Here is a 21,472-nt window from a genome sequence, read left to right as displayed (position 1 = left end):
TCATGCCAATAATTAACTGCCACAGTCCATGCGGCGTGACTATTTTTGTAAAGCGCTGCTCGAACTCCACAGGATCTTGTTGGAGAGAAGCAATCATCCTTGTTACATCTGGATGCAACAGGGGTTTCAAACGCGGATGGGTAAGTTCGTCTTGTCCCGACACAATCGCTATAGCTTTTACGAAACTGCACTCTGCAAGAGCGAATCCGAATGGTGCGCCTTGAGAGAAACCAACTACCAGAACATTATGGAGATCGTTAGCCTGAATCAACTCCTGTGTATCATCTACCCAAGAATCAAAGGTTTTGTTAGGGTGTGGGTCAGACAAACCTAAGCCAGGACGGTCAATCGCAATCAGTTTCAAGCCGAGTTCCGCTAGACAGTTCACACCAAAACCGAGCGTTCCGCTCATTCCAGCCCCAGTGCAAAATAAAACCGGAATGCCATTAACAGGCCCCCATTCGTACCACGCAAGGCTACGATTATCATGCAGTCGCATCGTCTTTTGCCTTTCGGGTGGCTTTACAAAGTTACTCATGCTATTCATTAGAACTCTTGCAAAGAACAATCTTAACCGAACTCAACTATCTATACCTCACAACAGCAACGGTATCGGGTATAAAAGCTAGAAGAATGTAGTTGTTCATTGGCGAAAGATTCTTGTTGCAACAACACTTTTAACTTAGTCGATTTTAAGATAAGCTTTGTTGATTGATAAGTCAACTATCAGATTGCAAAAATACATCGTCATGATTCAGGGTGTATATCCAGACAATTGGAAAGAAATTGCGACAGCGCTAAAAGCTGACTGTGATTGGCGTTGTACTAAATGTGGTAACGTCTGCTTACGTCCTGGGGAAAAACCACCTGATTGGACAAAATCCCAGCGCAAAGCTTATACACTTCAGGTACATCACTGGAATTGTGACCCTAGTGACAATCGGCTGGAGAACTTGGCTTGCCTGTGCAGTGGCTGTCACCTTTACTACCATCGATTTGGACGCGGGAATATTTCTCCTGGACAGTTGTCACTGTTTGCTCAAAAGAAAATTAGCTAAAATTTGACCGATTGCAGATGTGAGCGCTCACGCTTTTTGAGCATTGTTAATTTTCGTATGTTGCTAGAAATTATTTCTTTTCCTCTTTATGAATAAGAGGTAATAATGCTAGATTTCGATTACTAGCAATGATTCAGGGTGATTTATGAACAAAGGTGAACTTGTGGATGCTGTAGCAGCGAAGGCTAATATTACAAAAAAGCAAGCTGATGAGGTGATTAGTGCTTTTTTAGAAGTCGTGACCGAGGCTGTAGCCAATGGGGATAAGGTAACGCTTGTTGGGTTTGGGTCATTCGAGCGGCGTGAACGTTCAGAGCGTGAAGGGCGTAATCCCAAAACGAATGAGCCAATGACCATTCCAGCTACTAGAGTTCCTGCGTTTTCCCCTGGGAAGCTGTTTAAAGAAAAAGTAGCACCATAGATGAATTGCTTGACCATTAGCAATCTAATCACCGCAAAACCGTAGCCCTTAGTATTCTCAAGACAGCTTCGCTTTACCTTACACAATAAACAAAGGCGAACTATTAGGTATCAAGAAATAATGTTGAAACGTCGCACAATACTAGTTGGTTTAGCTGCACTTGGCTTAAAGTTAGGTGTTAGTACACAAGTTGATGGACAATCTCCTAGCAAACCAGAAGCTTGGCAAAGTGTCTACAATGAGGCGGCTGCTGGGGCAACAACGATAGTTACAGTTCCACTTTTTACCTCCTTTTCACCATCTACCTTGCAAGTAGTCCTCAAATTGGCAGGTTATTGGGGTGGTTAACGCCATACCTTATTAACTTTTGGAGCAATAGTATGAATAAAAAATGGGCTGCTAAACGACTTACAATCAATCTCACATCAAGTGAAGCAGAAAGATTAGAAAAATACTGTTCAATTACTGGTAGACCAGCAACCGATGTAATCCGCGAATTAATTCGGTCTGTGCCAATTGAAGAAGTACAAAATGCCAATTAGGAATTCATCTAGGGTAAGCGTAAAGGGTTTTCCTTTCCCTTTGCCCTAAAATCCGACAAGTATTGATACTACACTTACTAGCGCATTATTAAAAAAGCTGCTGGTAAAATAAAATTTCAACAGCAGTAGTAGCTCAAAGTGATTCAACGCTGATTATGTGTATTATGTGTATAGAAAGGGCTGGCAACTGTTTTTAGCTGGCATTTAGTAAACCATATATAAAACAAAGCTCTGGATTTTTACCAGGGCTTTGAAATTGAATTTTATTTAGCATGACCGAAGAAACAATTCAAAATTCACGCATTCAAAATTCAGAATTGAAGAATAGCTCAGTAATTTTGAATCAATTAATTCAGCTTACTTGCCCCTAAATCCATTTATGGAGAGAAAGATTTATAAACTTGAAGTTCTGTGTCCCTGCATTTATGCATGAGGTAAAAATGTTTGAATAATGAAATTGATAATTTTGAATTCGAGCGTTCGCGCAGCGTCTCGTAGAGAAGCGAGTGACTTCTAGGAAATAGTATTAGCCGCGACGAAACAGAGCTTCAAGGTAAACTTGGGAAACACGGCGATCGCCATCAGCATTTTGCAGCAGAAACAGGGAGATAGCTGCGGTAATAAGACGATGTTCATCCCAATCAGGATGTTTTTCTAAGTAGGTATTAAGAGATTGATGTAGCGTTTCGGGAAGAGTAGTAAAGATATTTTGGGTTGAGTTCATATAATAAAAGCTTCAGAAAAAGCAAATCAATAGGGACAACAAGCTAGAGGTGATACAGTGCAAGTACAGTTTCACCCATTCAATGCTAGCCGAACCACTGGCACTAACAACTGAATAGTTTTATACAGTTGATGCTCAAAATGGAACAGGCGGCAAAGGCTAGTGGATTTATTTTGTGCTGATTGGCTTAGTTTGTCAATGTTGCAAAATATTAAAGATAAATATAGAAAAAATAAATAATTACGTGAAAGCTAGGGTTAGAAGTTAGTTTTGTTTACGTTACGTAATAATAACTCAGTAAAGCAGACTGATTGCTACAGACATAACAAAATACCCATTGGGTGAACAGAAGCCGATTATCCTGTAAAACACCTGTGGAAAACAGCAGAAATAGCTGTAGAAAGTCTGTGGAATCTGCTAGAAAAAGTAGAACTAATGATAAGAATTGCAAAAAGCGACAATAGGTAAGCTCTGCTATTGCCAGGGGCTGAAAACGCAACAGATTATTTGCAGCGTCATTGGTTTGTTAACTGCCATTACTTTGAACAGTTCCCTTCTCTCTAAAGGCTACGAGTGATAACTCTCCTGCTGGCGCGATGAGAGTACTTTTGCCACTGAGGTTGCCACCGAATGAATTAACCACTTCAATGGTTTTGGTAAATCGAATCACGCCCAGCTTTTGCTGCTGCCTCAGCGCTATAGTAAATCGGATAGTCGCCGAATACCGTGCCATCGGGGCTAACAATCCGAAACTGCCAGCATCTACACGGAGTGTAAAATACGGTTAAAACACGAGAGTGAATACAGACAACTGAATGGATCTTGGTGGTAGTCATAGTACTGTGGCTTGCGCTTTTGAATATTAGTAAAGTAGCCATTCTCGTTACGAGAATGAGTATAAATACGTTTTAAGCGAAATTAACTGATCAAGCTTAGTTATAAATGTTCTAAAGGTTTTTCTACATTAGCTCTTTTTGCAACTAACTTAAGTATGAATAATAGTCTATCTTAAGTTAGTTTTTATAGCCAAATACAGCAACTAAGCTGTTGTTTATAGCTGAAAATAGCTTTTCATAAGGAGAGTGCTTAAATATGAAGAGTTTAAGTACTCTTTATCTAAGCTAGGATTTAGGCACTGCACAAATTAAGTATAATGATGCTGTGAATTTCAGCTTTTCAGGCGTGTCAAGCAAGCAATATCGGGGTCAGAGCAATTACCAATTCGCGATTAGTGCCCCATGCCATCAGGCACTTGCTCTGAGAATTTATGCTACACATTTCTTGATCTTCCATCAATGAATTAAATTTGCTTTGTATCCTAGCGGCTCAATTATCCAATTACGTCCACAATTGCGTTAGCGCAGCGTTAGCGACGTAGGAGCGTCATTGGGAACGGGCGAAAAAGCGAATTGTTTGGTCAAGGTTTTGGTTAACATAGAATTTACTTCCATCAACAAATAAAGTATGCCCAAGACTTGGAATATTAAAATAGATAACTATTTTCAAGCCAACCCCAATTGCATTATCGCCACAGCCCAAGTAGACAGCTTCCCTATAGACCTCCCCCTAGAACCCAACATCAGGGAACCCAACCGTAAAAGCGCGACCTACAGACAAGTCTTCGACTCACTGACAACCGAACCCGAAAAATTCTTCTCCCGCCACAGTGGAATCGTTCTGTCAGCCAATAAAGTTAAGCCCAACAGAAATAAAACCGAGCTAGAACTGGAGATTTTGGAAGCTAACGAGGGAGGTAGCGATGGGATTATTAACGGTGGCCATACAGTTTTAGCATTTGAGCAAGCGAAAAATTACAAATACGATTTAACCGAAGCTAGGGTAAAAATTACGATCCACATCGGATTGACTGAAGAATCAGCCAAAGACATAGCCCTGGCCTCCAACACCACAACGCCAGTTGATTCTCGCTCCAAAGTCAACGCTAGAGGTGATTACAAATTCATCAAGCAGTATTTAGTCCAGTTAGAGAGAGCAGAAGATAGAAAATTCCGCATCGCCTATTACCAAAACCAAAGCGGCGCTCCCAGAAATGCCCAGTGTAATGTCACCCACTTGCTCAAGCTCCTTTATTGCCTCGATAGAAATAAATACAATCCCGACGGTAATAAACGAACCAAACACCCAGCAGGGATGAGTCTTCCAAGTAACATCACAGACGCAGAAAGGGAACGGTTAACCGCTTTATTGCCTTTGCTAACTCATGCCTTGTGGATAGAGCAAAGACTGTACGAAATAATCCAAGAACATATCAGCAGCCCCAGAAGAAAAGGTTCCAACGATTTAGCATCAATTGATATACGTAAAACTACGCTTCTGCCTGATAGCAAGTACTCTTTTGGGTTTGGTGCGCCAACTGACCTGGCACTACCGATAATTGCATCATATCGGGTATTTCTAGATAAAGATTATAAATGGATTCTGCCGTTTAACGAATTCGCTGAAGATTTCCTGCAACACTTGTGGAATAACTACTTCCGCAAATATTTGGTGTCGGAAAAAACAGCAGGGAATACAGTCGGGACAAAAATCAGCCGCAATCAAGAGATTTGGGAAAGTTTGTACATTTCGGCGCAGAGTTATCTAAATCAGCACTTGGTGAAAATGGTTAACTCCAGTAAGGCAGAGTCAGAATCCAAGGTGACACAAGGTAGTAGCAAGAGGGGAAAAGGGAAAAGGGATGAACTCAACGCAACCACTGTGCCTAAATAGTTTTTACTGAACAGCGGATGAGGTATAGGGGAAAGACTTTTAGTCCCGAATGGCACGCTTGTTAAGCATAAACCCTTGATATAACTGGATGAAAGGGTGTGGAGTATGGGGTTGCAGGATTGGGGAATCAAGAAAATGTTGAACTCCTTGACGCAACTAAAGTTTAATTGTCTTAAACACACTCAGCCTACACCTCTAAACCCATCCCTAGCAAAGGTTTTATCTTTACAAGCGTGACACTCGTATGTATTAGAAGTATTTTATACTAATCCTGGTACAGCATTGGCTATTTTATTTGCTAGTTCTGGTGGATCTAAGCGATACCGTAATTCGACTCCTGTTACCATCCCTTGGGCATTGCTTATGAACCTATACTGGTGGAAGCTATTTGATTTAAAGACAAATTCAGTTGAAGAAACTGCGAAATACTCCAATGGAGGACAACCCTCTTGTCGGGAGAACAGGATATTGTTCTGGCAGGTAACAGTAATTTCAGCGCCGTCATGAAATTGGTATACACCCTCATAAGAAGCAAGAAGTTCTGAACTCACCTGGATTGTTGGTGGCTCTTGATAGGGTTTTCCAATAGTATGTGTAGCAATCTTTACTATCAGGGGTTCAAGTACACGCGCTTTGTGCTGATTATTTGAGAGTACCGCGACAAAAATACGCTCCTTTGGCATCCGAATAGCGTGAGCCGCGAATCCGTCGATTCCGCCGTCGTGTTCCACTATTTGATGTCCCTGATAATTGGTAATAAACCAACCATAGCCATAATTACAATTAACTAATCTTGTTGTCGTAAATGCTCGTCTAAGCGTTTCCTGTGAAACTAATTGAGATGTGTAAAGTGCTGCATCCCATTTTGCTAAGTCATCCACAGTTGAAGCCAATGAACCCGCAGCATAAGGTATTGTCATACTCATATATTCTGCATTGAGATAACCGTCAGTTCCTTTTTGATAGCCACAAGCGCGTCGAGGAATAATACGTTGTGGCATATCATAGCAAGACTGTTTCATTTCCAACGTATCAAAGATGTTTTGTTGAACAAATTGCTCATAAGTCAACCCTGATATTTTTTCAATAATCGCGCCAAGAAGAAAGTATCCAGAGTTGGTATAAAACCAACGCTTCCCCGGTGCAAACTGCATAGGCTGATATTTGAAAAAGTCAATTAACTCTTCAACGGTAAAATCTTTCCTCTGTAAAGAGTGCATCTGAGGCATTGCTGTGTAGTTTTGTATGCCATTAGTATGAGTTAACAAATGTTCTATTGTTATTAAGTAGTCATGAGTTGGGTAGTTGGGCAAAAACTTTGTAATTGGGTCATCAAGATCGAGCTTACCTTGTTCCATCAGCATCAGCACAGCGACTGCTGTGAACTGTTTTGAGATTGAGCCGAGACGGAAAACCATGTCTGGCTCAATTGTTACTCCAAGTTCTAAGTTTGCTATTCCATACCCTTTGCGATGGATAACCTCACCAGCTTGGGTGACGATAACAGCCACTCCAGGTTCATTTGGAGTGAATGCAGATTGTACAAGGTCATCGATTGCTTTTGATAAGTTATGACTAGTCGACATCGAAAACTCCGAAATTATTACAAAAAGGACGGCTTTCAAGGAAGTAATTTTTCTAGCTACTATGCAGATGTTCTAAGGCTATTCCCTGTTGATAATTGAGTATTTTTGGGTTTCTTAGGCGTTAATGAACAGGGTGTAGGGCGTGGGGAACCCCATAATTAAATAATGGGGTTTCAAATAAGGACGCTGTATTTCATCGCCTCCAATACGGTTCGGATAAGCTTTTGAGGCAGTTCTTGTGCAGGGGAGGAAAGAGAGTAGCAATTTCTCTTCTCCTACTTCTGTTTTCCGCCTGCTCAAGAACTGTTCGCCTCAACAAATAACTTTGTTAACCGAACCGTATTGTCCCTACACCCGAACCTGCAACTCCATACCTCGCCTCGTTTGCGTAACCCCTGGCAGAGAAGGGGTTTGTTCAAAAGGAGATTTGGCTATGGTTTTAGACCAATAGACAAAGGTAAAGACACTGCCTTGGTCTAGAACTATCAGAATACCAGTGTGGTTTTTCATTGCAGATAAGATTAAACCTTCTTCTATTTCAGAAAGAGGCGTTTGTACACAGGCTAGATTTCCATTACTAAGTTTGGTGGCACTTCTGGGTAAGTGCGCGGCAGCCAGGTTAGACGCTGCACTAGTTCCACGTCCAGGAATTACATACTTTAACTCTCACCGTCAACGACCAATTAAGAAGTGACAACAAAAATTACTAAAATTGCAGTATCTTTATGTAGAAACTACGGTCAAATCCAAAACCGGGTATAGCAATAATCAAAACCTTGCTTACTTATGCAGGCTAGTCATCAACTATACGCTGACTTTCCTCCTAGAACGACCTATTCGGCACTAGAGGTAAGAAGCGAAACTGAACCAACGAGCAACGAGAAAGTCGTCGGTCATATCTACACTTAAACCTTTCATACTTGATATATTGATAGCAAAATATCTCCGATTACTCAAGCCCTTCGGAGAAGATTTTTCAGAATATTAATATTTTTTTGTCGCCTAATAACAGCTTTGCTACAAACGACGACTTTCTCGCTTTGTTCTTATAATAGACAAGAATTGATTAGGTGTCAAGAAACATTCGCTCACTGTCGAAAGCTTTTCTTAACCATAAAGGTGAGCACACAATTGCTTTTATCAAACAGATAACTACACAACTATTATTTTAATTGCTATCCCAATCACGAAATTTATATTTGACAGGAGACTTGTGAAGCAATTTTTCGATTCCCAAGCGAATTAAATCTGCTTGGATGCCGTCTAATTTCAACTCAGTTTGAATAAATTCATCAATTGGATTGGCTGTAGTTTTCTGCCAAAGAGCTAATACACGAATTTGTCTCAATGTAATTTAATTGGTCACTGTACACAAGATGCGCTGGCTACGGCAATTGTGCGGATTCATGAAGTTAGCTGATTAATAAGTCCCGCACAAACACGGATTCATTCCTGCTGCTTTTCAGTAAAACTGCATTATACAAGTTTTGAAGGTGGATTTATGGCTGATACTACAATGTTAGATAACCGTAGAAATAAGCAAATAGATTTTGAACCATTAGAAGCGGCAGTAGCAGCAACAGAAGAAGAGTCAGTAATATTAGCCGAAAAGCTTACACAGGTAGCAATTCCTTTATCTGTATTGTTACAAGCACTGAATATAGCAAAATACGATAAGACAGCAGCTTTCCGCTACGCTGACAAATATCTAAACAATATCAAAAAGTCGAAATGGGTTATTATCAAAACGGCTTGAAATTTTCTGATGAAACCCTCGGTTGGATATTTTTCTCCTGATGTAAATTCTCAGTTGTGATTATTCCAGGCATTGAACTTATATTTAATTGAAGAATTTTGGAGTAATTTTTCAATTCCCAAACGGATTAGCTCTGGTCGAACTCCGTCTAATTTCAATTCGCTTTAGATAAACTCATCAATTGAATTAGCTTTTATTTTCTTTTGCAGTGACAACATCTGTTGAGCTTGCATAAGTGATATACTACTAGAAGAATTAGCTTTGGCGTGAGAAGAATGTTGATCGCTAAGTGCAGAATTAAGAAACTGTTTGGTATCGCGGTCATAACCAGAGAAGTTTTTCAGACATGGCATAGGTAAGTATTGCTTAACACCCCCGTAATAAATTGCATAGCTATGCAGTAAGCAGTTAAAATTGGTCTGATTATGGTCTTATATTTATACTTGGTAAGATAACCATCTTCTAATTCATTTTGCTAAAAATAAACTCCAATTACGTCAAAAAGCTTGTTGGCAACATCTAAGGAAATTGATTTAGTCCACACCATAATTACCTTACAATCCCGGAAAAAACTTACTCCAAGCACTTTGCTCTTTTGACGCTGATTCTTGTGAACCTAAAACATTCTCTAGCCCTCGCTGATTATTCTGAATCTCCTGCATATTAAGAGAATGGATCACCTGGGCTAATTCTGGATTGTCTTCTAACAATTCAGCCTCAAAGCTTAACTCCTGCTGCAACAATTGGGCATTTCGCCGCAAGAACATCTGCTGATTGTGCCGCTGTCTGATAAGGGATTCAGTCCGGTGTAATTGTTCTTCAAAACTCAAATTATCGTATTCGTCGTTATACATGAGAATTCTTCTCCAATTAACTTAACTTCATTTTTAGGAAAATTAATCATACCGCCCAACTAATTAGACACGTTTAATTCCTCCATAAAGTAATTGGTATCCCAACCTTAATCTCGTAATAAATTCGTCAGTATTACGATTGCCCCAAACTGGGTTAGTACGGCTTTTTATCCAATTAAGCTGACTATGACAAATTTCATCATGGCAAGAGATACACGTAGGAAATGTTGATACTCCAATAACGTCATTTCCATAGTAAGCGTGATGGATTTCTTCACTTTTCTTAGTCAGACAGACTACACAATAATTGTGAGTTTTTCGGTGAGCGATCGCTACTTGTTTTCTGTACTCTTTGGGATTGCCATATCGAGCATTCCAGTTTAATTGTCTGGGTAGCCGAGATTTTCCAGCAGTAGGGTAACGCCTTTTTCGTTTAACTCTTGCCCCGTTAATTCGTGCCACTTCTGTTTAATTTCCTGAAAATGCGGTCTTCTTCCTAATTCTGTTGCCCATTTTCTAATTTCTTCATACCAGTCAATCTGCTGTTGTGAGGATTGCTGATTATTTTTAGAACTATTAACAGTGTCACCATTCGGTTTGGAATCTTGTTTTTGTTCCAGACCTTTGATATCAAATTCCGGGATTAGGGCAACAAAGGGATTAGACCGAGTGGGAATCGCTAGGGCATATCGAACTCCGGCTTTATCCAACATTTCGCAAGCCTGCCGCAAGATTTCAAGAATCTCCTTTTTCACATTTACAAAATCCTGGGGATGGTCAAGAATATAATTTGATGTCTGCCCCATAGCAATAAAGCACACGTTTTTTAAAGATGGGCGACTAAATCCGGTTTCCCCAGACAGTGGGGATTGCCCCATAAAGACCCCATGTCCTTTAAGTCCGGCGGTGAATTTGATGATATAGTTCCAAAAACCTTGCAAGTCCTTGGCAGTATCAGCATCAACCATTCCTGGAAGTCCCTTACCACCACCAAATACAGAGTCCACCTCGTCTTGGGCAAGAAATAATTCCGGGACACCCTGACATTCACCACCAACAATTGATACTCTTGCTTTCTGCTTGTCAATTTGGTCTGTGGCAAAGGTAATCCAATTTCTTAATTCTTTCATCCCATCAAACTTACGGCTAAACTTGCACAGCCATCTGGTGACATCATCTTTTGGATCGCTGCCGATGACAATTGCTGGACTTTGAGATTTTGCAGCAATTTTGTTGATAATCACCCCTGCTAAAGTTGATTTACCAGACTGGGTGCCGCCAGACAGGTAAAAATGGTGGTTACTGCGAAGGGTCATGTCTTGATGTGATGCAGCATCACACAGTTCATCTAACCAAGCACCATCAATTCTGATGTAGTCAGGATAATTAGCAGCAATCGCTTGTAAAACCTTCATGGAACCCGGATTAATCACCGACTGAACCGACTCTTCATCAATGTCGGCAATATCAGGATTGGGAATACCAGTCGGTGAGGGTGATTGCTGTGCTGGTGGTTCGGGAAGTGTCACCAAACCTTGCAACTGATATTCAGCAATCCACCGGGGTCTTTCATTAACGGGGAGACGATTCACATAGTCAGCAACTTGGCGCTTGGCATCGATTGCAGTGGTGACATAATCATAAGCCGCTTGCCCCTGCAAGTGTTGCTTAAGTGATTTGAGGTCAGCTTCTTGCAAAGACTTGTACACCTTTTCCTTGCTTTCGCTGATTTGAGCAGATACCCCAAACAGTCCAGCACTGAGCGTCCCAGCACCAAGTAGCATCCCGGTTGTTATTCGGTCAGTATTTAAGAAAAAAGGAGCAGATAGACACATTACTGCACTCGCTCCTAAAGAACATAAGATAGTCCGTTCTGCATGAATCACCCCACTGGCAGTTAGTCGTTCTAGTTCAAATGGCATAAACTTACCTCACCCCCAACGCAACACCGGCTGCAACTAAAGTCAAGAAGACAAACAGAAATATCACCCCAGGCATTAACCCAATGGTGAAAGTTTTGCGGTTGAAACCAAAACCTTTAACAACTAATCCGCCAAAGTTGAATAACCCTAGAAATATGCAGCAGATGGAGATTATGCCAATAAACCAAAGAATGTATCGACTAACGGGGCTGGCAACGGATAAATAACCCATAAACATAGAGAAGCCAACCCCACACACTGCATATCCTATATGAGAGAGCTTGATACTTTGCATAATCTAGAATCTGAATGAGTCACCCACTTCATCAAATGCTTTTTCGTATCCCCCCAACTGGCGTTGTTGTTCCTGGGAACCGAAAGCATGACGAATTACCGCCTCCCCATGTAATCCTCTGGTTCGCTGCAAATCCTCCTCAACCTTCATAGCTTCTTGAGAATATGCCAATTGGTTTTTATACATCTCTGCCAAGGATTGCAACTGCTTGAGCTTGTGCCGGGAAAACTTTGTGTGCAACCACTTCTGTGCTTTTAGAGTACCAGCCACTTCTGCTTCATCTAGAACCTGCTTTGCTGTAGTGTAAGCAGGTAACGTGTAGCGATCGCGGATTGATGAAGGTAAATTTCCTTCAATTTGAGTAGCATCTCCCACTCTCAAATCTGTTGAAACTACACCATCATTTTTGCTACCGAATAGACCAGGAAGCCATTTACCTAACATTGCTATACGTCTCCTGAATTTGTTGAACTTGTTGACCGATGTAACGAGAAATACCGTAGATGCTGATGAACGAGAACATCAAAATAGCGAAGGTTGCAATCACCCCTTGAGCCATCAAACCTCGCTGCATTAGTTCTTCAACTCTGTTGGCGTTGTTTGATCGCACTCTCGACTCATCAATAAGTTGTTGGACGATTAGGAATTCCTCTGGTGTCAGGTTTTTTAATGTCACTCCCGACAGATTCAACTCGCCGTCCTTCTTCAGGTGAATATTCAATGGTCTGTGACGAGTTTCTTGTTGTTGCTCCATAGATTGCCACGCCCAATACAAGAGTTAATAGCAGCAGATTCAGTACTGCTGCTAATCCAATTAATTTACTCGGCTGCATCCTTTGAGTTAGCGCCGAAAATACCCGCAACGAGTTCGTTACCGATTGCACGAAAGGAATCTACGTCAGCTTCTTCCTCCATCGCCTTAGAGACAAACTTACTCACCACGTCCTTGGGAGCATTGCGAATCGTTGATAACAATTGGTCGGCTTTATCACTTGTATAAGCGTCAATCCCTTGAGTTAGAACATCCTCCAGAGATTGAATTTCTTGGTTTGAAACCTGGGATGCATGAGCGATCGCTCCTTGCAATGGAGGAGTGGATTTACGACGTGGGGAGTTTTTACCGAGTTTACCGTTGCCATTTTTGGACTTGCCATTAGTGGCTAATTTCCCGGTTGCTTGCCTTTGCTCAAGAATCTGAATAGCGATCGCTTGGGCTTGTTGATCGGTCAATTGATTAATGTCAGCGTCAACTTGGGCACAGAGGTTAGCGATTTCTGACTCAGTGGCTTCTATATTGTAGGGTTGAAGGAATTGTTTAATTTTTTCCATAAAATGCTTCCATTTATGCAAGTAATGGTGTTATTTTAGCATCCATTTATTTGATATAGCATTAAAATTAGGAAATAGGACGCTAAAAAGTATAATTATGGAATCTAATTGGCATCATAAACATGGCAGATAAACGCGACCGAAGATTTTCCGTTAACCTTCCCTTAGTTAAAGAGATACGCCTGATTCTATGGGGACATACCAGAGGAGTAAGCAAAACTCGTATGGCAGAAGCAATTTTGATTGATCGGGTTTCCAGCAATGGGAATTGGCGAGAAGTTTGTCAGGACTTAAAGCAAGAAGCGGCTATCAATCACTCTACGGTTAGTGAACTAGTTGCAGACATACTCAAAAACAACGGCTTGAAAGACGTGTTCGATATCGAAACGGTGGATTGGGAAACATTTTTAGTAGACGAATCAGTAATACCTACGGAGGAATAAACTAAAAGGCTATGGAAAAATATCCTTTAGACTGGCTAAAAACATCTTGTGAGCAAGTCTATTGCCATCCCATAGCAGAACGTACTTGGCGCAAATGGTTAAGATTGTGCCAAGTTCTACAGTACGCTAGGGAAGTGGAAAAGGAACAAGCTATGTGGCTATTGACTTTGGCTTACATGAAGAAGTTAGAGCCGAATAAAAAATTCACCCTGTTTCAAATTAAGTTTAAACTCTCAGGAAATCCATTTGCCGAATTGCATCTAGCTGAAGCAATTTATAACGCTTGTTACACCAATGCAGTTGGAAAGGACTTACCAGAAATCATTCTTAGAGTCACAGGTAAACAGGTGACGGTACGAACACTTTACCGTTGGGCACGAAAGCAGCAAGTTACTTTCTCTTCTTCTAAACATTTAAGTCGCCCAGAAGTTGAGCAATGGATACGATGGGCTGCGGCTTGAATTCAAAAAATACCTTCGGGGCGAATGTTGCCCCTTTTTTATTTTCTTTTTTCAGATGTCGCAAATCAGGTGTGCCGTGACATTTTAAAATGCCCAAAACCCTTATTCTTTCGTTGTGACATCGGGCCGCTTTTCCTGAAACCCTTGTATTTCTAGTGTCACAGCCACCATTTTCTAAAACTCCCTTTCTGCAAGTATTAGAGCGATTTTTATCCCTTTTTTGGCCGCTTTCCGTGCCGCTTTCCTTTTTCAACTTAATTTTTGAGTGGTTAAAAATGCCTCAAATCCAGTTTGGGTAAAGAGTAGAGATGTCACAACTCAAAGCGGCACACTTGGTCAGATTTTGAAAAAACGGGCTTTTGGAGCGGAGCTTTTTTTAATTAAGGACTGGTTATTCATCCACCAGTCAGACAGGTCTAATTCATGCGGTGATTCTGACGACTAACGCATGTATTCTATTCAATAACTTTCCGTTGTTTTGGATCCATTTGATTCCCAACTCGACTTGTGTGTATACCGTTAAGTTAAATGAGAGAAACGCCAGCAAAGATTGTAAGTAGGAGATGTTTATTTATGCCGAGATGGAACGCACAAGACAAACAAGTGTATCGAACCGAAGTGATTCGACGTATTAATGCAGCGATGCCCTTAGTAATGCAGGAATATGCCTCAATTAATTGGGTAGAGGAACTCAAAGGCTACCATACTGACCATGAATATTACCCTGACTACATCCACGCTGACATTCATGGTGTAACTGATGCCTACACCAACCCTCAATCGTGTTTAGCCTGGGATGCTGCTATGGATGCGATTATTCCCCTCAGCCATAATGTTAGTTGCCAGCAGTTGCGCGAGAAAATGGCCGAGCTAATTCCTGAAGACACTTCTCTTGAGACGGTGCTAGAGCTTGGTGCAGGTACGGGTGATGGAGCGTTGGCCTTGGCACGGCGGTTTCCACAGTCCACTTTTCGGATTACTGATGTTTCGCCTTATATGCTGGTGATCAGTAAGCACAAGTTTAATAAGGTTGGATTTAGTGAACGAGCTTTGTTTGAGCAGGTGGATGCCCGTGACACAGGCTACCCTGACAACTCCTTCGCTCTTGTTACATCGTCACTACTCTTGCACGAGACACCTAAAGAATGGATACCCAAGATTCTGAAAGAGATGTACCGGATCACCAAACCCGGAGGTTGGGTACTATACGCTGACACCTATCGTGGTGAATACGCCCTGAACGCTTCTTTTCAAGAACCGTGGTTAGATGACTTTATCCATTTTAACTTCGAATACGAGTTCGCCAAAGCAGGTTTTACAGAACTCAATTACATTCGCTATGCCGTAGGTTTGTGGTATATGGTTGGCCGGAAGCTAGAAACATAACATCAAAGGCAATACTTGTCGGGTTTTGGGAAAAGGGGAAGAAAAAACCTTTACCCTTTAATCTTTTCCCAAAACCAAATTCTGAGTTCAAAATGCAAAAACCGAGCAGTATTGACATCAAGGATCAACTGTTTAGTGATTTAACAACTTGCGGCTCTCGGTACGGCTTGTATTTTTCACATCATCTCTAACTGCTGTGTCAGGTTCTCAATCTTGCGCTGGTAAAAGTTAATCTCGCCTTCTATCTCCAAACGCAACTCTTGAGCAGGTGGTAATTGAACCCCAGATTCGGAAATATATTCGACCTGTTCATCTTCGGTGCTAACTAATACCGCATATCGCCATAAACCGTCTCGTTCAGGAACCACCAAGTTTTCAAATAGACAATACTGAACTCCTACGATCATCCCCTGTTTGGTTCTTTGCCCTAACGAGTATTTTGGTGATGTCCAATGATTGGGAATAGTAACAACTTTTGAAGTTTCCATGCGATTGTTCCTATCTTTGTTTTGACTGTGTTTGTACTACTGGCTGCTGCCTTTTCTCCACTAAAACCTGACCAATAGCTCCTCCAGTACCCAGCCCAAACATTCCTGTAGCAATCATGTACATTGTATATCTGCCAAAAATTTGCACTCCTAAATATCCGATAGATATGGCCGCTAATGTGCCCATGAGACTTACAGCAATTACTTGTCCTTGATTCCGTTCCATAATTTAGAATGCCTTTCCCTGATAGAGGTTATAAATCCTTCTTTCGCTTCACCAGCACCGAGCGTAAATACCGCCGACACTCCGACTCTCCCCGATATATGAGAATCCGCAGCGCTTCTATTTCTTGGATTGGAGAAACACAGATTTCAGCAATCGCACCAATCAGATTCTGTTGCTGATGCACATAATCTTGATGCTGCTGCTCTAACTCCAGAATTCTGGAGTTTAACTGTTGAAGGAGTCGCAATGCTTGAGTTAAGGAAGATTCTTTGCTTTGAGAGCGGTTGTCCAAAGTTAATGTCATGTTATTGCTCCTTATTTAGATTGTTAAAAGCCTTGCCAATCAGGACATTTCGCGCCCTCAATGCCTTCGGGATGAACAGAACAGATTAAAGGGGAGCCGTTGTAAGAGATCCCGTGATAGTATTTGCAACCTATACAACTGGTGGGTCTAGTTAAAGGTCGAGGTCGGCACAAGATAACTTGGTCAATTTCATTTTGACCAGTAATTCGGTCAACCATGAATGCTGTGATCCCAGTGCAGACTATTGCCCCACCAATGGCGTACATAATATTTTTGCCGAGATATTGAGTGCTAACATAGCTACAGATAATTGTTGCTGCTGCACTGATGCCTTTGATGAAAAGACTACAATTCATCTTTTGTTACTTCTTTTTGACTGATGGTTCATTCTCAGTTAAAAGTCTGCCAAAGTCGTAAATCGTTACTGTTGATTTCAGGTTTTGGTTTCGATTCTATTACAAGTTCTGGACTGCCCAAACCAATTGCATTTTTAATTTCCTGTTCCATGTCTAGGTTCCCCTTGTTGATTAACTTGCTCCACCTGATCAATTGCATCCGCTACTTCTCCCAAAACATTGAACGCATCATTTAGCACAACATCATTTGATGTAGAAAAGTATTCGGAGGATTCGATATTGCGATAATCTTGACTACTGCTAATAAGCCGCAATGTATATTGACAGCCCTGCAAGATAGCCTGAATCTCTGATGTAGTTAACTTGATTTCCATTGTTGTTGCTCTACCTAAAATTTATCCCGGTGAATACTGAGGCTTGCTCCGACTAAAGAACTCCCTAAGAATGCGGAAAAACTGACCAACATTCCTCCCAAGCAAATACTTTTCTGCTGCTGCCAACCAGAGATGATGATGTTGGAGTTAGCATTTATGTCGATAATCTCCATTCCCCAGCACCCCATTGCTCCAACTCCCAAAAATCCAGTCAAGAGCAGAGAGGCGATTGCAGTTGTTTCTATGGTGCGGTCGATGAAAATCCTGGGGTTGAATCTTCTTCTAGTACGGCGGCGAAGAACCATTTTACTCTTGTGGTCTAATTGAGATTGGTAAACAACTTGTTTGTGATTAGTCATTTGGAATCCTCCAATTCAATAAAAAACCCTGCACCAGTATTGCTAATCTTTACTCTTTTTTGATTGACCAAGGTTTGAATCACACTAAGACTGAAGTTGATATGACACAATCGAGCGCTACCCCCACAACGACGAAGGTATTGTATGCATAGTGAGGAATTGTCAGTAGGAGTGGGATGAGTGGATTTTCTCGGCATGATATTTTTCCTATTGGTGTTATTCAATTGAGTTCAGGCAATTGTGCAAGCGCTCCTTCCATCCATGCCTGAATCGCTGACATCTCAGAAACACCTCGCAGTACAGCATCGATTACGTGTTTCTGATAAGAGTTAACAGCGTGATTTGGATGTCCAAACTTATTACCAGCCCAAGCCAAACACATAGTTTTTACTAGTTCATCATCTTGGTAGTATCAAGCTCACTTGGACTCGTAACATTTCGAGAATGCAGCCATTCTTTCACCAAATCCAATGGATAATTTAAAAGTGTGCGAACTTCTTTGACTCGCAAATCTTTTGGGCTGATTGATGGTGCAGTTACAGCTTGTTTTGGTGGCTGGACTCTATACTGTTGATTGTCTTTGCGGGGTCTAATATTATTCTGTGGCTGCTCAGGCTTTTGAGGAGTAGTTGCGCCTTCAGCGTCATTATCTTCATCTGCCGTCACCGATAAAATTGCACAAACCGCATATCGTCGTGCATAAGTTAATGCTGCACCAAACTTCTGAGAATCACTAATTTCGGGAAGAGGATAAGTACTGGTGATATTTTCCCCAGATTCATGAAAAATATGAGTTCGTAGTACGGTTTTACCTTCAAAGATTTCAGTAGTTTGAATTATTACTAATCCATGTTTACTGAGTCCGGGAGTGACAGCATCTAATACAGCATCTAGTGTTGCATATTTGCGTTTGTAGTGAGGATTAGTACCGTCTTTTTGAATGGGGTTAAACTCTGACTTTGCTTTAATTAGAGCTTTGATTAGTTCTTGCATTGTCTAGTCCTCTTACTCTACCAATCGTTTTCATTGATATCGCCAGACACTTTTTTGCTAGATTTAGCTTTATTTATCTGAAACTCTGAAGCTTTCAAGACAGGCATTGCCGCTTGCTTTACCGAAGTTTTTGCTTGCAGATAGAGAAATTGTGTCACTCCATCCGCGTCTTCCCCATCCTCGACTTGCGCCCATAAAGAGCAACCTAGTTCCAGTGACTCGTAGTCGCCTAGATTGAATTTTCTAGAGTAGCTAACAGATACAGTTGTGAATTTCATTTTTTGGGATTTACTAAATTTTGGTTGTCAATTCTGTTCGCTAGTATTAACCATCCGAATGCTGAGTTTTTGACATAAATCTCCAGCTTTTACACCAACCACTCCTGGTTGAATTTCAGTAGATAATTCCTCAATGATTGAATGAAAGCCAGGGTCTTTATCATTGATTTCAACCTCAATCAAACCTGCTTTGTTTGATATAAGGATTGCCCGAATTGGCAAAGCTTGAGGAATACTGGTTGCATAGAATTTCATAGTTCTGCATCCTGATTAAACTTGACCTCAACGATTTCTTCCACACAACCCATTACTTCACTCAAGTAGTGCAGGACATCGCTTAAATGAGTTGCTGCCTCTGGGTCAATCTTCTTATCGGCAAGCAACAAAAGCCAGTTTTCATCTTGAGCAATTGCCTGAATATTTACGTAGCACGAGTTGAATTGCTTCAGTATTTCTATCGGTTCCATTGGCTTATTCGATGAGTTGTGTTGTTCTATTTCGATAAAATTTAAGTTTGCTCCTTCCTACATAGGTGGGTCTACTAAACAATTTGCAATTCGCAATTCGCAATTCGCAATTGCGGACAAAATTGTGAATTGATTATTTCAGGGTTACAAGCTCCTCAATTTATTGATGAATAAAATAAACACTATCAATATTCAGAGCAAGCGCCTTCAGGAGTGGATTAATAATTGCGAATTGCGAATTGGTAATTGCGAATTGAGATAGCTACCCACCCGTTTCCTTACGCTGCAACTTAGCGCGTCAAATTCTTTGTCTAGCAACTCTTCTTCCGTGGGTGATTGTTCTGTAGCCGTTGTTGATACCCTTGCCACCTTCATAAATTGGTCTAGCCCGACTGCTGCATCAACCGGCTGGGCGTATCGAAGAGAATCGACTCCGTTAGACCAGTGGGTAATATGCTGAAATATCACCCCAATCATTGAATCAGCTTTGTAAACACGATAATTTCTGGGGCAAGCTCCGCCAACGTAAACCAGCTTGTATCCAGAAATCTCTTGCACCTCTGCATTGGGGTCGGTTGGAGGTAAGAGTATCTTGTCAAGAGACTCTTCCAACTGAATCTGTTGAAGAGAAAATGGGCTAATCATATTCTGTGTGCCATGATGATTTCGATTGTCTAAATTTCGTTTGCGTGGCGATTGCAATTCTTTTGATCTGCGATCGCCTTTTCCACTTCACGGATTTCTTACACCTGTGCGTTCGGATCTACTGGAGAGCGCATAATTTTCAGCCGATGGTTATCAAAACCCGAATTTTGAAGTATGAGGTTATCTGCTGTACTTTGTGCCATCATTGTGTCTGCTTAGTGATTAAACTTGTTGACGATTGCATTCGTCTTGGTGTGCAATCGCCTTTCTCACTTCAGCAACTTACGCCGCTACTGCCGCTCGGACTCCCAACGACGCAATCACTTGTTCAGCACTAGCAGCCACACGATTGAGTCCGTACTGTCTTGGTCTTGCGTACCAACCTTCTTGACTGCACCCGACGAAGCCGACAAAACGCCCGTCTTGAAAGAGTTTGGTGCTAAATGATAACCAGTTGATCTCACCGTGGTACAGGCCAAAAACAGCGCAGGCTTTTTCCAATTCATCGCTTAATCGTTCGTTCCGTTCTAGTGGTGTTTCTGGTAGAGTCGCCTTAACCTCTGCAACTCTTGTAGCGAACCAGTTGCGGTCGAATGGCAGTCGTCCGCCTTTCACGAACTGCACCCATACTGTGATTCCGCCTTCAATCCAGATTGTACGCACTGTTTCGGGTTGGACTTCGATAATCTCGCCAATGATGCGACGGTCACGAGCAGTCAGGGGGTCTTGGGTTGGGGCTACAGCTTCGGCTTGAGATTCGATGTATTTGTCAAGCTCGGCTTGTGCTGCGGCTTGCTTGTCAACAGAATAATCGGCAATTGCTTGTCGTGTATGAGTTACATACGCCATAATAAAAATCTCCAATTTATTTGGGTAAAAGGCGATCGCAAGTTTTCCAGGACAGGCGGTCGTCTTTTGTTTTGATAGATGAAAAAAACTGTACTTTTGAGGCAATAGAAGGTCGGTTTGATTTATACGAGCCTTTCTTGCCCCTCATATTTTTATATTATGATATTATCACTACATTGTCAATACATTTTTCATGAAATTGTCATTACAAACAGTCATTGGTAAGCTAATATTTATAATTAAGGAGTTAAGCAAGAATGACCAAGGGATCAAAAGCGTCTTCAGACAGGGTTTTCATTCAAATCCAGGTTGACCAAGAAAGGAAGACAAGGTTTGCAGAGAAAGTCCGCAATCAAGGTAAAACAATTACTGAAGTACTAATCTCGTGGATTGATGATTACCTTGACGAATCTGAGAAGGTAGATGTTATAGACCTAAAAAAGCGAATAGAGGCTTTAGAGCGCAAATCAAACCAACAGGACTCTTTACTCATGGGGGAATTGCTCGCCTGAGAGAAGAGAATGATTCTCTCAGGCAAAAACATTCACAATTAATGGATCTCCTTAAACCGGACAAGCCCGCTAATCAATAAGCGGGCTTTGTTTTTTTGTAAGCAGTGTATATTG

39 protein-coding genes are annotated in these 21,472 nt (G+C 41.4%); 11 read left to right on the top strand and 28 right to left on the bottom strand.

What is annotated here, in order from left to right; translation table 11 throughout:
- Window positions 1-538 (bottom strand): alpha/beta hydrolase (locus H6G96_RS31330; protein ID WP_242063464.1); only part of this gene is annotated, 538 nt, incomplete at its 3' end.
- Window positions 539-749: 211 nt separating this feature from the next.
- On the opposite strand from H6G96_RS31330, the gene H6G96_RS31325 reads away from it, so the two are divergent.
- The 4 genes from H6G96_RS31325 (at window position 750) to H6G96_RS31310 (ending at window position 2,021) form a co-directional block, all read left to right on the top strand.
- A complete protein-coding gene (locus H6G96_RS31325; RefSeq protein WP_190916897.1) occupies window positions 750-1,058 on the top strand; it encodes an HNH endonuclease in 309 nt (102 codons plus the stop codon).
- Window positions 1,059-1,203: 145 nt separating this feature from the next.
- Window positions 1,204-1,479 carry an HU family DNA-binding protein gene (locus tag H6G96_RS31320; protein ID WP_190916893.1) on the top strand — a complete coding sequence of 92 codons (276 nt, stop codon included), beginning with the start codon at window positions 1,204-1,206 and terminating at the stop codon, window positions 1,477-1,479.
- Between the two features lie 120 nt (window positions 1,480-1,599).
- The gene (locus H6G96_RS31315; RefSeq protein WP_190916891.1) at window positions 1,600-1,827 is read left to right on the top strand and encodes a hypothetical protein; all 228 of its coding nucleotides are present in this window, start codon (window positions 1,600-1,602) and stop codon (window positions 1,825-1,827) included.
- Window positions 1,828-1,859: 32 nt separating this feature from the next.
- Window positions 1,860-2,021, top strand: a complete 162-nt coding sequence (locus H6G96_RS31310; RefSeq protein ID WP_190916889.1) for a CopG family transcriptional regulator — start codon at window positions 1,860-1,862, stop codon at window positions 2,019-2,021.
- A 526-nt stretch (window positions 2,022-2,547) separates the two neighbouring features.
- Here H6G96_RS31310 and H6G96_RS31305 read toward each other — a convergent pair.
- Window positions 2,548-2,745, bottom strand: a complete 198-nt coding sequence (locus H6G96_RS31305; RefSeq protein WP_190916887.1) for a DUF2811 domain-containing protein — start codon at window positions 2,743-2,745, stop codon at window positions 2,548-2,550.
- Window positions 2,746-3,389: 644 nt separating this feature from the next.
- Window positions 3,390-3,581, bottom strand: coding sequence for a hypothetical protein (locus H6G96_RS31300; RefSeq protein WP_190916885.1), 192 nt, complete (start codon window positions 3,579-3,581; stop codon window positions 3,390-3,392).
- Between the two features lie 628 nt (window positions 3,582-4,209).
- Between H6G96_RS31300 and H6G96_RS31295 the strand changes: the two genes are divergently transcribed.
- Window positions 4,210-5,475 (top strand): AIPR family protein, encoded by a 1,266-nt coding sequence (locus H6G96_RS31295; protein WP_190916883.1) that lies wholly within the window; start codon window positions 4,210-4,212, stop codon window positions 5,473-5,475.
- Window positions 5,476-5,735: 260 nt separating this feature from the next.
- On the opposite strand, the gene H6G96_RS31290 is transcribed toward H6G96_RS31295, so the two are convergent.
- Together H6G96_RS31290 and H6G96_RS31285 are read right to left on the bottom strand one after the other, a co-directional pair.
- On the bottom strand, window positions 5,736-7,061 hold the full coding sequence (locus H6G96_RS31290; protein WP_190916881.1) for a serine hydrolase: 1,326 nt from the start codon (window positions 7,059-7,061) through the stop codon (window positions 5,736-5,738).
- Window positions 7,062-7,409: 348 nt separating this feature from the next.
- Window positions 7,410-7,571 (bottom strand): hypothetical protein, encoded by a 162-nt coding sequence (locus H6G96_RS31285; RefSeq protein WP_190916879.1) that lies wholly within the window; start codon window positions 7,569-7,571, stop codon window positions 7,410-7,412.
- A gap of 276 nt (window positions 7,572-7,847) precedes the next feature.
- On the opposite strand from H6G96_RS31285, the gene H6G96_RS42525 reads away from it, so the two are divergent.
- The gene (locus H6G96_RS42525; protein ID WP_277932993.1) at window positions 7,848-7,970 is read left to right on the top strand and encodes a hypothetical protein; all 123 of its coding nucleotides are present in this window, start codon (window positions 7,848-7,850) and stop codon (window positions 7,968-7,970) included.
- Between the two features lie 259 nt (window positions 7,971-8,229).
- Here H6G96_RS42525 and H6G96_RS31280 read toward each other — a convergent pair whose 3' ends face one another.
- Window positions 8,230-8,409: a hypothetical protein gene (locus tag H6G96_RS31280; RefSeq protein WP_190916877.1), complete on the bottom strand. Its 180-nt coding sequence runs from the start codon at window positions 8,407-8,409 to the stop codon at window positions 8,230-8,232.
- A 153-nt stretch (window positions 8,410-8,562) separates the two neighbouring features.
- Between H6G96_RS31280 and H6G96_RS31275 the strand changes: the two genes are divergently transcribed.
- Complete coding sequence (locus H6G96_RS31275) at window positions 8,563-8,817, top strand: hypothetical protein (protein ID WP_190916875.1); 255 nt, start codon at window positions 8,563-8,565, stop codon at window positions 8,815-8,817.
- 164 nt (window positions 8,818-8,981) lie between these two features.
- Here the strand turns inward: H6G96_RS31275 and H6G96_RS31270 are convergent, their stop codons facing one another.
- From H6G96_RS31270 to H6G96_RS31235, 8 genes are all read right to left on the bottom strand, one after another.
- On the bottom strand, window positions 8,982-9,170 hold the full coding sequence (locus H6G96_RS31270) for a hypothetical protein (protein ID WP_190916873.1): 189 nt from the start codon (window positions 9,168-9,170) through the stop codon (window positions 8,982-8,984).
- A 201-nt stretch (window positions 9,171-9,371) separates the two neighbouring features.
- Entirely contained in the window at window positions 9,372-9,671 is a 300-nt protein-coding gene (locus H6G96_RS31265) for a hypothetical protein (RefSeq protein WP_190916871.1), read from the bottom strand.
- A 63-nt stretch (window positions 9,672-9,734) separates the two neighbouring features.
- Window positions 9,735-10,133: a hypothetical protein gene (locus H6G96_RS31260; protein WP_190916869.1), complete on the bottom strand. Its 399-nt coding sequence runs from the start codon at window positions 10,131-10,133 to the stop codon at window positions 9,735-9,737.
- A complete protein-coding gene (locus H6G96_RS31255; protein ID WP_190916867.1) occupies window positions 10,052-11,593 on the bottom strand; it encodes a hypothetical protein in 1,542 nt (513 codons plus the stop codon). Before H6G96_RS31255 ends, H6G96_RS31260 begins: the two co-directional genes overlap by 82 nt.
- A gap of 4 nt (window positions 11,594-11,597) precedes the next feature.
- Window positions 11,598-11,888 carry a hypothetical protein gene (locus tag H6G96_RS31250; protein WP_190916865.1) on the bottom strand — a complete coding sequence of 97 codons (291 nt, stop codon included), beginning with the start codon at window positions 11,886-11,888 and terminating at the stop codon, window positions 11,598-11,600.
- A gap of 3 nt (window positions 11,889-11,891) precedes the next feature.
- Window positions 11,892-12,332: a hypothetical protein gene (locus H6G96_RS31245; protein ID WP_190916863.1), complete on the bottom strand. Its 441-nt coding sequence runs from the start codon at window positions 12,330-12,332 to the stop codon at window positions 11,892-11,894.
- Entirely contained in the window at window positions 12,322-12,642 is a 321-nt protein-coding gene (locus H6G96_RS31240; RefSeq protein WP_190916861.1) for a hypothetical protein, read from the bottom strand. The genes H6G96_RS31245 and H6G96_RS31240 overlap by 11 nt, the downstream gene beginning before the upstream one ends.
- Before the next feature lie 65 nt (window positions 12,643-12,707).
- Window positions 12,708-13,217, bottom strand: a complete 510-nt coding sequence (locus H6G96_RS31235) for a hypothetical protein (protein WP_190916859.1) — start codon at window positions 13,215-13,217, stop codon at window positions 12,708-12,710.
- Window positions 13,218-13,339: 122 nt separating this feature from the next.
- On the opposite strand from H6G96_RS31235, the gene H6G96_RS31230 reads away from it, so the two are divergent.
- From H6G96_RS31230 to H6G96_RS31220, 3 genes are all read left to right on the top strand, one after another.
- A complete protein-coding gene (locus H6G96_RS31230; RefSeq protein ID WP_190916857.1) occupies window positions 13,340-13,660 on the top strand; it encodes a hypothetical protein in 321 nt (106 codons plus the stop codon).
- An 11-nt stretch (window positions 13,661-13,671) separates the two neighbouring features.
- The gene (locus H6G96_RS31225) at window positions 13,672-14,121 is read left to right on the top strand and encodes a hypothetical protein (RefSeq protein WP_190916855.1); all 450 of its coding nucleotides are present in this window, start codon (window positions 13,672-13,674) and stop codon (window positions 14,119-14,121) included.
- A gap of 573 nt (window positions 14,122-14,694) precedes the next feature.
- On the top strand, window positions 14,695-15,507 hold the full coding sequence (locus tag H6G96_RS31220) for a class I SAM-dependent methyltransferase (protein WP_190916853.1): 813 nt from the start codon (window positions 14,695-14,697) through the stop codon (window positions 15,505-15,507).
- A gap of 176 nt (window positions 15,508-15,683) precedes the next feature.
- On the opposite strand, the gene H6G96_RS31215 is transcribed toward H6G96_RS31220, so the two are convergent.
- From H6G96_RS31215 to H6G96_RS31150, 14 genes are all read right to left on the bottom strand, one after another.
- The gene (locus H6G96_RS31215; RefSeq protein WP_190916851.1) at window positions 15,684-15,995 is read right to left on the bottom strand and encodes a hypothetical protein; all 312 of its coding nucleotides are present in this window, start codon (window positions 15,993-15,995) and stop codon (window positions 15,684-15,686) included.
- 10 nt (window positions 15,996-16,005) lie between these two features.
- Window positions 16,006-16,221 (bottom strand): hypothetical protein, encoded by a 216-nt coding sequence (locus tag H6G96_RS31210; RefSeq protein WP_190916849.1) that lies wholly within the window; start codon window positions 16,219-16,221, stop codon window positions 16,006-16,008.
- Window positions 16,222-16,249: 28 nt separating this feature from the next.
- Window positions 16,250-16,525 carry a hypothetical protein gene (locus tag H6G96_RS31205; protein ID WP_190916847.1) on the bottom strand — a complete coding sequence of 92 codons (276 nt, stop codon included), beginning with the start codon at window positions 16,523-16,525 and terminating at the stop codon, window positions 16,250-16,252.
- 23 nt (window positions 16,526-16,548) lie between these two features.
- Window positions 16,549-16,881, bottom strand: coding sequence for a hypothetical protein (locus tag H6G96_RS31200; RefSeq protein WP_190916845.1), 333 nt, complete (start codon window positions 16,879-16,881; stop codon window positions 16,549-16,551).
- A gap of 134 nt (window positions 16,882-17,015) precedes the next feature.
- Window positions 17,016-17,255 (bottom strand): hypothetical protein, encoded by a 240-nt coding sequence (locus H6G96_RS31195; RefSeq protein ID WP_190916843.1) that lies wholly within the window; start codon window positions 17,253-17,255, stop codon window positions 17,016-17,018.
- A gap of 14 nt (window positions 17,256-17,269) precedes the next feature.
- Window positions 17,270-17,614, bottom strand: coding sequence for a hypothetical protein (locus H6G96_RS31190; RefSeq protein WP_190916841.1), 345 nt, complete (start codon window positions 17,612-17,614; stop codon window positions 17,270-17,272).
- Window positions 17,611-17,811 carry a hypothetical protein gene (locus H6G96_RS31185; protein WP_190916839.1) on the bottom strand — a complete coding sequence of 67 codons (201 nt, stop codon included), beginning with the start codon at window positions 17,809-17,811 and terminating at the stop codon, window positions 17,611-17,613. The genes H6G96_RS31190 and H6G96_RS31185 overlap by 4 nt, the downstream gene beginning before the upstream one ends.
- Before the next feature lie 23 nt (window positions 17,812-17,834).
- Window positions 17,835-17,996, bottom strand: a complete 162-nt coding sequence (locus H6G96_RS31180; protein WP_190916837.1) for a hypothetical protein — start codon at window positions 17,994-17,996, stop codon at window positions 17,835-17,837.
- Window positions 17,997-18,004: 8 nt separating this feature from the next.
- Entirely contained in the window at window positions 18,005-18,607 is a 603-nt protein-coding gene (locus tag H6G96_RS31175) for an ERF family protein (RefSeq protein WP_190916835.1), read from the bottom strand.
- Window positions 18,608-18,624: 17 nt separating this feature from the next.
- Complete coding sequence (locus H6G96_RS31170; RefSeq protein WP_190916833.1) at window positions 18,625-18,885, bottom strand: hypothetical protein; 261 nt, start codon at window positions 18,883-18,885, stop codon at window positions 18,625-18,627.
- Between the two features lie 27 nt (window positions 18,886-18,912).
- Complete coding sequence (locus tag H6G96_RS31165; RefSeq protein ID WP_190916831.1) at window positions 18,913-19,140, bottom strand: hypothetical protein; 228 nt, start codon at window positions 19,138-19,140, stop codon at window positions 18,913-18,915.
- On the bottom strand, window positions 19,137-19,352 hold the full coding sequence (locus tag H6G96_RS31160; protein WP_190916829.1) for a hypothetical protein: 216 nt from the start codon (window positions 19,350-19,352) through the stop codon (window positions 19,137-19,139). The genes H6G96_RS31165 and H6G96_RS31160 overlap by 4 nt, the downstream gene beginning before the upstream one ends.
- A gap of 207 nt (window positions 19,353-19,559) precedes the next feature.
- A complete protein-coding gene (locus tag H6G96_RS31155) occupies window positions 19,560-19,997 on the bottom strand; it encodes a hypothetical protein (RefSeq protein WP_190916827.1) in 438 nt (145 codons plus the stop codon).
- Between the two features lie 282 nt (window positions 19,998-20,279).
- Window positions 20,280-20,846 (bottom strand): hypothetical protein, encoded by a 567-nt coding sequence (locus H6G96_RS31150; protein ID WP_190916825.1) that lies wholly within the window; start codon window positions 20,844-20,846, stop codon window positions 20,280-20,282.
- Between the two features lie 257 nt (window positions 20,847-21,103).
- Between H6G96_RS31150 and H6G96_RS31145 the strand changes: the two genes are divergently transcribed.
- Window positions 21,104-21,358, top strand: coding sequence for a hypothetical protein (locus H6G96_RS31145; protein ID WP_179069411.1), 255 nt, complete (start codon window positions 21,104-21,106; stop codon window positions 21,356-21,358).
- Window positions 21,359-21,472: the final 114 nt, after the last annotated feature.

The sequence above is a fragment of the Nostoc sp. FACHB-892 genome, assembly GCF_014698795.1.
Classification (GTDB): domain Bacteria; phylum Cyanobacteriota; class Cyanobacteriia; order Cyanobacteriales; family Nostocaceae; genus Nostoc.
The sequence above is the reverse complement of the archived record's forward strand: the minus strand, read 5'-3'. Positions and strand labels throughout refer to the sequence as shown.

What these genes read in the sequence shown, in the direction of transcription:
- H6G96_RS31185 (WP_190916839.1), bottom strand. Translation starts at nt 17,811, where the DNA reads ATGCCGAGAAAATCCACTCATCCCACTCCTACTGACAATTCCTCACTA.
- H6G96_RS31255 (WP_190916867.1), bottom strand. Translation starts at nt 11,593, where the DNA reads ATGCCATTTGAACTAGAACGACTAACTGCCAGTGGGGTGATTCATGCA.
- H6G96_RS31270 (WP_190916873.1), bottom strand. Translation starts at nt 9,170, where the DNA reads ATGCCATGTCTGAAAAACTTCTCTGGTTATGACCGCGATACCAAACAG.
- H6G96_RS31160 (WP_190916829.1), bottom strand. Translation starts at nt 19,352, where the DNA reads ATGGAACCGATAGAAATACTGAAGCAATTCAACTCGTGCTACGTAAAT.
- H6G96_RS31220 (WP_190916853.1), top strand. Translation starts at nt 14,695, where the DNA reads ATGCCGAGATGGAACGCACAAGACAAACAAGTGTATCGAACCGAAGTG.
- H6G96_RS31150 (WP_190916825.1), bottom strand. Translation starts at nt 20,846, where the DNA reads ATGGCGTATGTAACTCATACACGACAAGCAATTGCCGATTATTCTGTT.
- H6G96_RS31250 (WP_190916865.1), bottom strand. Translation starts at nt 11,888, where the DNA reads ATGCAAAGTATCAAGCTCTCTCATATAGGATATGCAGTGTGTGGGGTT.
- H6G96_RS31300 (WP_190916885.1), bottom strand. Translation starts at nt 3,581, where the DNA reads ATGACTACCACCAAGATCCATTCAGTTGTCTGTATTCACTCTCGTGTT.
- H6G96_RS31290 (WP_190916881.1), bottom strand. Translation starts at nt 7,061, where the DNA reads ATGTCGACTAGTCATAACTTATCAAAAGCAATCGATGACCTTGTACAA.
- H6G96_RS31310 (WP_190916889.1), top strand. Translation starts at nt 1,860, where the DNA reads ATGAATAAAAAATGGGCTGCTAAACGACTTACAATCAATCTCACATCA.
- H6G96_RS31215 (WP_190916851.1), bottom strand. Translation starts at nt 15,995, where the DNA reads ATGGAAACTTCAAAAGTTGTTACTATTCCCAATCATTGGACATCACCA.
- H6G96_RS31180 (WP_190916837.1), bottom strand. Translation starts at nt 17,996, where the DNA reads ATGTGTTTGGCTTGGGCTGGTAATAAGTTTGGACATCCAAATCACGCT.
- H6G96_RS31265 (WP_190916871.1), bottom strand. Translation starts at nt 9,671, where the DNA reads ATGTATAACGACGAATACGATAATTTGAGTTTTGAAGAACAATTACAC.
- H6G96_RS31165 (WP_190916831.1), bottom strand. Translation starts at nt 19,140, where the DNA reads ATGAAATTCTATGCAACCAGTATTCCTCAAGCTTTGCCAATTCGGGCA.
- H6G96_RS31315 (WP_190916891.1), top strand. Translation starts at nt 1,600, where the DNA reads ATGTTGAAACGTCGCACAATACTAGTTGGTTTAGCTGCACTTGGCTTA.
- H6G96_RS31240 (WP_190916861.1), bottom strand. Translation starts at nt 12,642, where the DNA reads ATGGAGCAACAACAAGAAACTCGTCACAGACCATTGAATATTCACCTG.
- H6G96_RS31295 (WP_190916883.1), top strand. Translation starts at nt 4,210, where the DNA reads ATGCCCAAGACTTGGAATATTAAAATAGATAACTATTTTCAAGCCAAC.
- H6G96_RS31155 (WP_190916827.1), bottom strand. Translation starts at nt 19,997, where the DNA reads ATGATTAGCCCATTTTCTCTTCAACAGATTCAGTTGGAAGAGTCTCTT.
- H6G96_RS31175 (WP_190916835.1), bottom strand. Translation starts at nt 18,607, where the DNA reads ATGCAAGAACTAATCAAAGCTCTAATTAAAGCAAAGTCAGAGTTTAAC.
- H6G96_RS31190 (WP_190916841.1), bottom strand. Translation starts at nt 17,614, where the DNA reads ATGACTAATCACAAACAAGTTGTTTACCAATCTCAATTAGACCACAAG.
- H6G96_RS31230 (WP_190916857.1), top strand. Translation starts at nt 13,340, where the DNA reads ATGGCAGATAAACGCGACCGAAGATTTTCCGTTAACCTTCCCTTAGTT.
- H6G96_RS31245 (WP_190916863.1), bottom strand. Translation starts at nt 12,332, where the DNA reads ATGTTAGGTAAATGGCTTCCTGGTCTATTCGGTAGCAAAAATGATGGT.
- H6G96_RS42525 (WP_277932993.1), top strand. Translation starts at nt 7,848, where the DNA reads ATGCAGGCTAGTCATCAACTATACGCTGACTTTCCTCCTAGAACGACC.
- H6G96_RS31195 (WP_190916843.1), bottom strand. Translation starts at nt 17,255, where the DNA reads ATGGAAATCAAGTTAACTACATCAGAGATTCAGGCTATCTTGCAGGGC.
- H6G96_RS31320 (WP_190916893.1), top strand. Translation starts at nt 1,204, where the DNA reads ATGAACAAAGGTGAACTTGTGGATGCTGTAGCAGCGAAGGCTAATATT.
- H6G96_RS31210 (WP_190916849.1), bottom strand. Translation starts at nt 16,221, where the DNA reads ATGGAACGGAATCAAGGACAAGTAATTGCTGTAAGTCTCATGGGCACA.
- H6G96_RS31325 (WP_190916897.1), top strand. Translation starts at nt 750, where the DNA reads ATGATTCAGGGTGTATATCCAGACAATTGGAAAGAAATTGCGACAGCG.
- H6G96_RS31235 (WP_190916859.1), bottom strand. Translation starts at nt 13,217, where the DNA reads ATGGAAAAAATTAAACAATTCCTTCAACCCTACAATATAGAAGCCACT.
- H6G96_RS31275 (WP_190916875.1), top strand. Translation starts at nt 8,563, where the DNA reads ATGGCTGATACTACAATGTTAGATAACCGTAGAAATAAGCAAATAGAT.
- H6G96_RS31285 (WP_190916879.1), bottom strand. Translation starts at nt 7,571, where the DNA reads ATGAAAAACCACACTGGTATTCTGATAGTTCTAGACCAAGGCAGTGTC.
- H6G96_RS31225 (WP_190916855.1), top strand. Translation starts at nt 13,672, where the DNA reads ATGGAAAAATATCCTTTAGACTGGCTAAAAACATCTTGTGAGCAAGTC.
- H6G96_RS31145 (WP_179069411.1), top strand. Translation starts at nt 21,104, where the DNA reads ATGACCAAGGGATCAAAAGCGTCTTCAGACAGGGTTTTCATTCAAATC.
- H6G96_RS31170 (WP_190916833.1), bottom strand. Translation starts at nt 18,885, where the DNA reads ATGAAATTCACAACTGTATCTGTTAGCTACTCTAGAAAATTCAATCTA.
- H6G96_RS31305 (WP_190916887.1), bottom strand. Translation starts at nt 2,745, where the DNA reads ATGAACTCAACCCAAAATATCTTTACTACTCTTCCCGAAACGCTACAT.
- H6G96_RS31205 (WP_190916847.1), bottom strand. Translation starts at nt 16,525, where the DNA reads ATGACATTAACTTTGGACAACCGCTCTCAAAGCAAAGAATCTTCCTTA.
- H6G96_RS31200 (WP_190916845.1), bottom strand. Translation starts at nt 16,881, where the DNA reads ATGAATTGTAGTCTTTTCATCAAAGGCATCAGTGCAGCAGCAACAATT.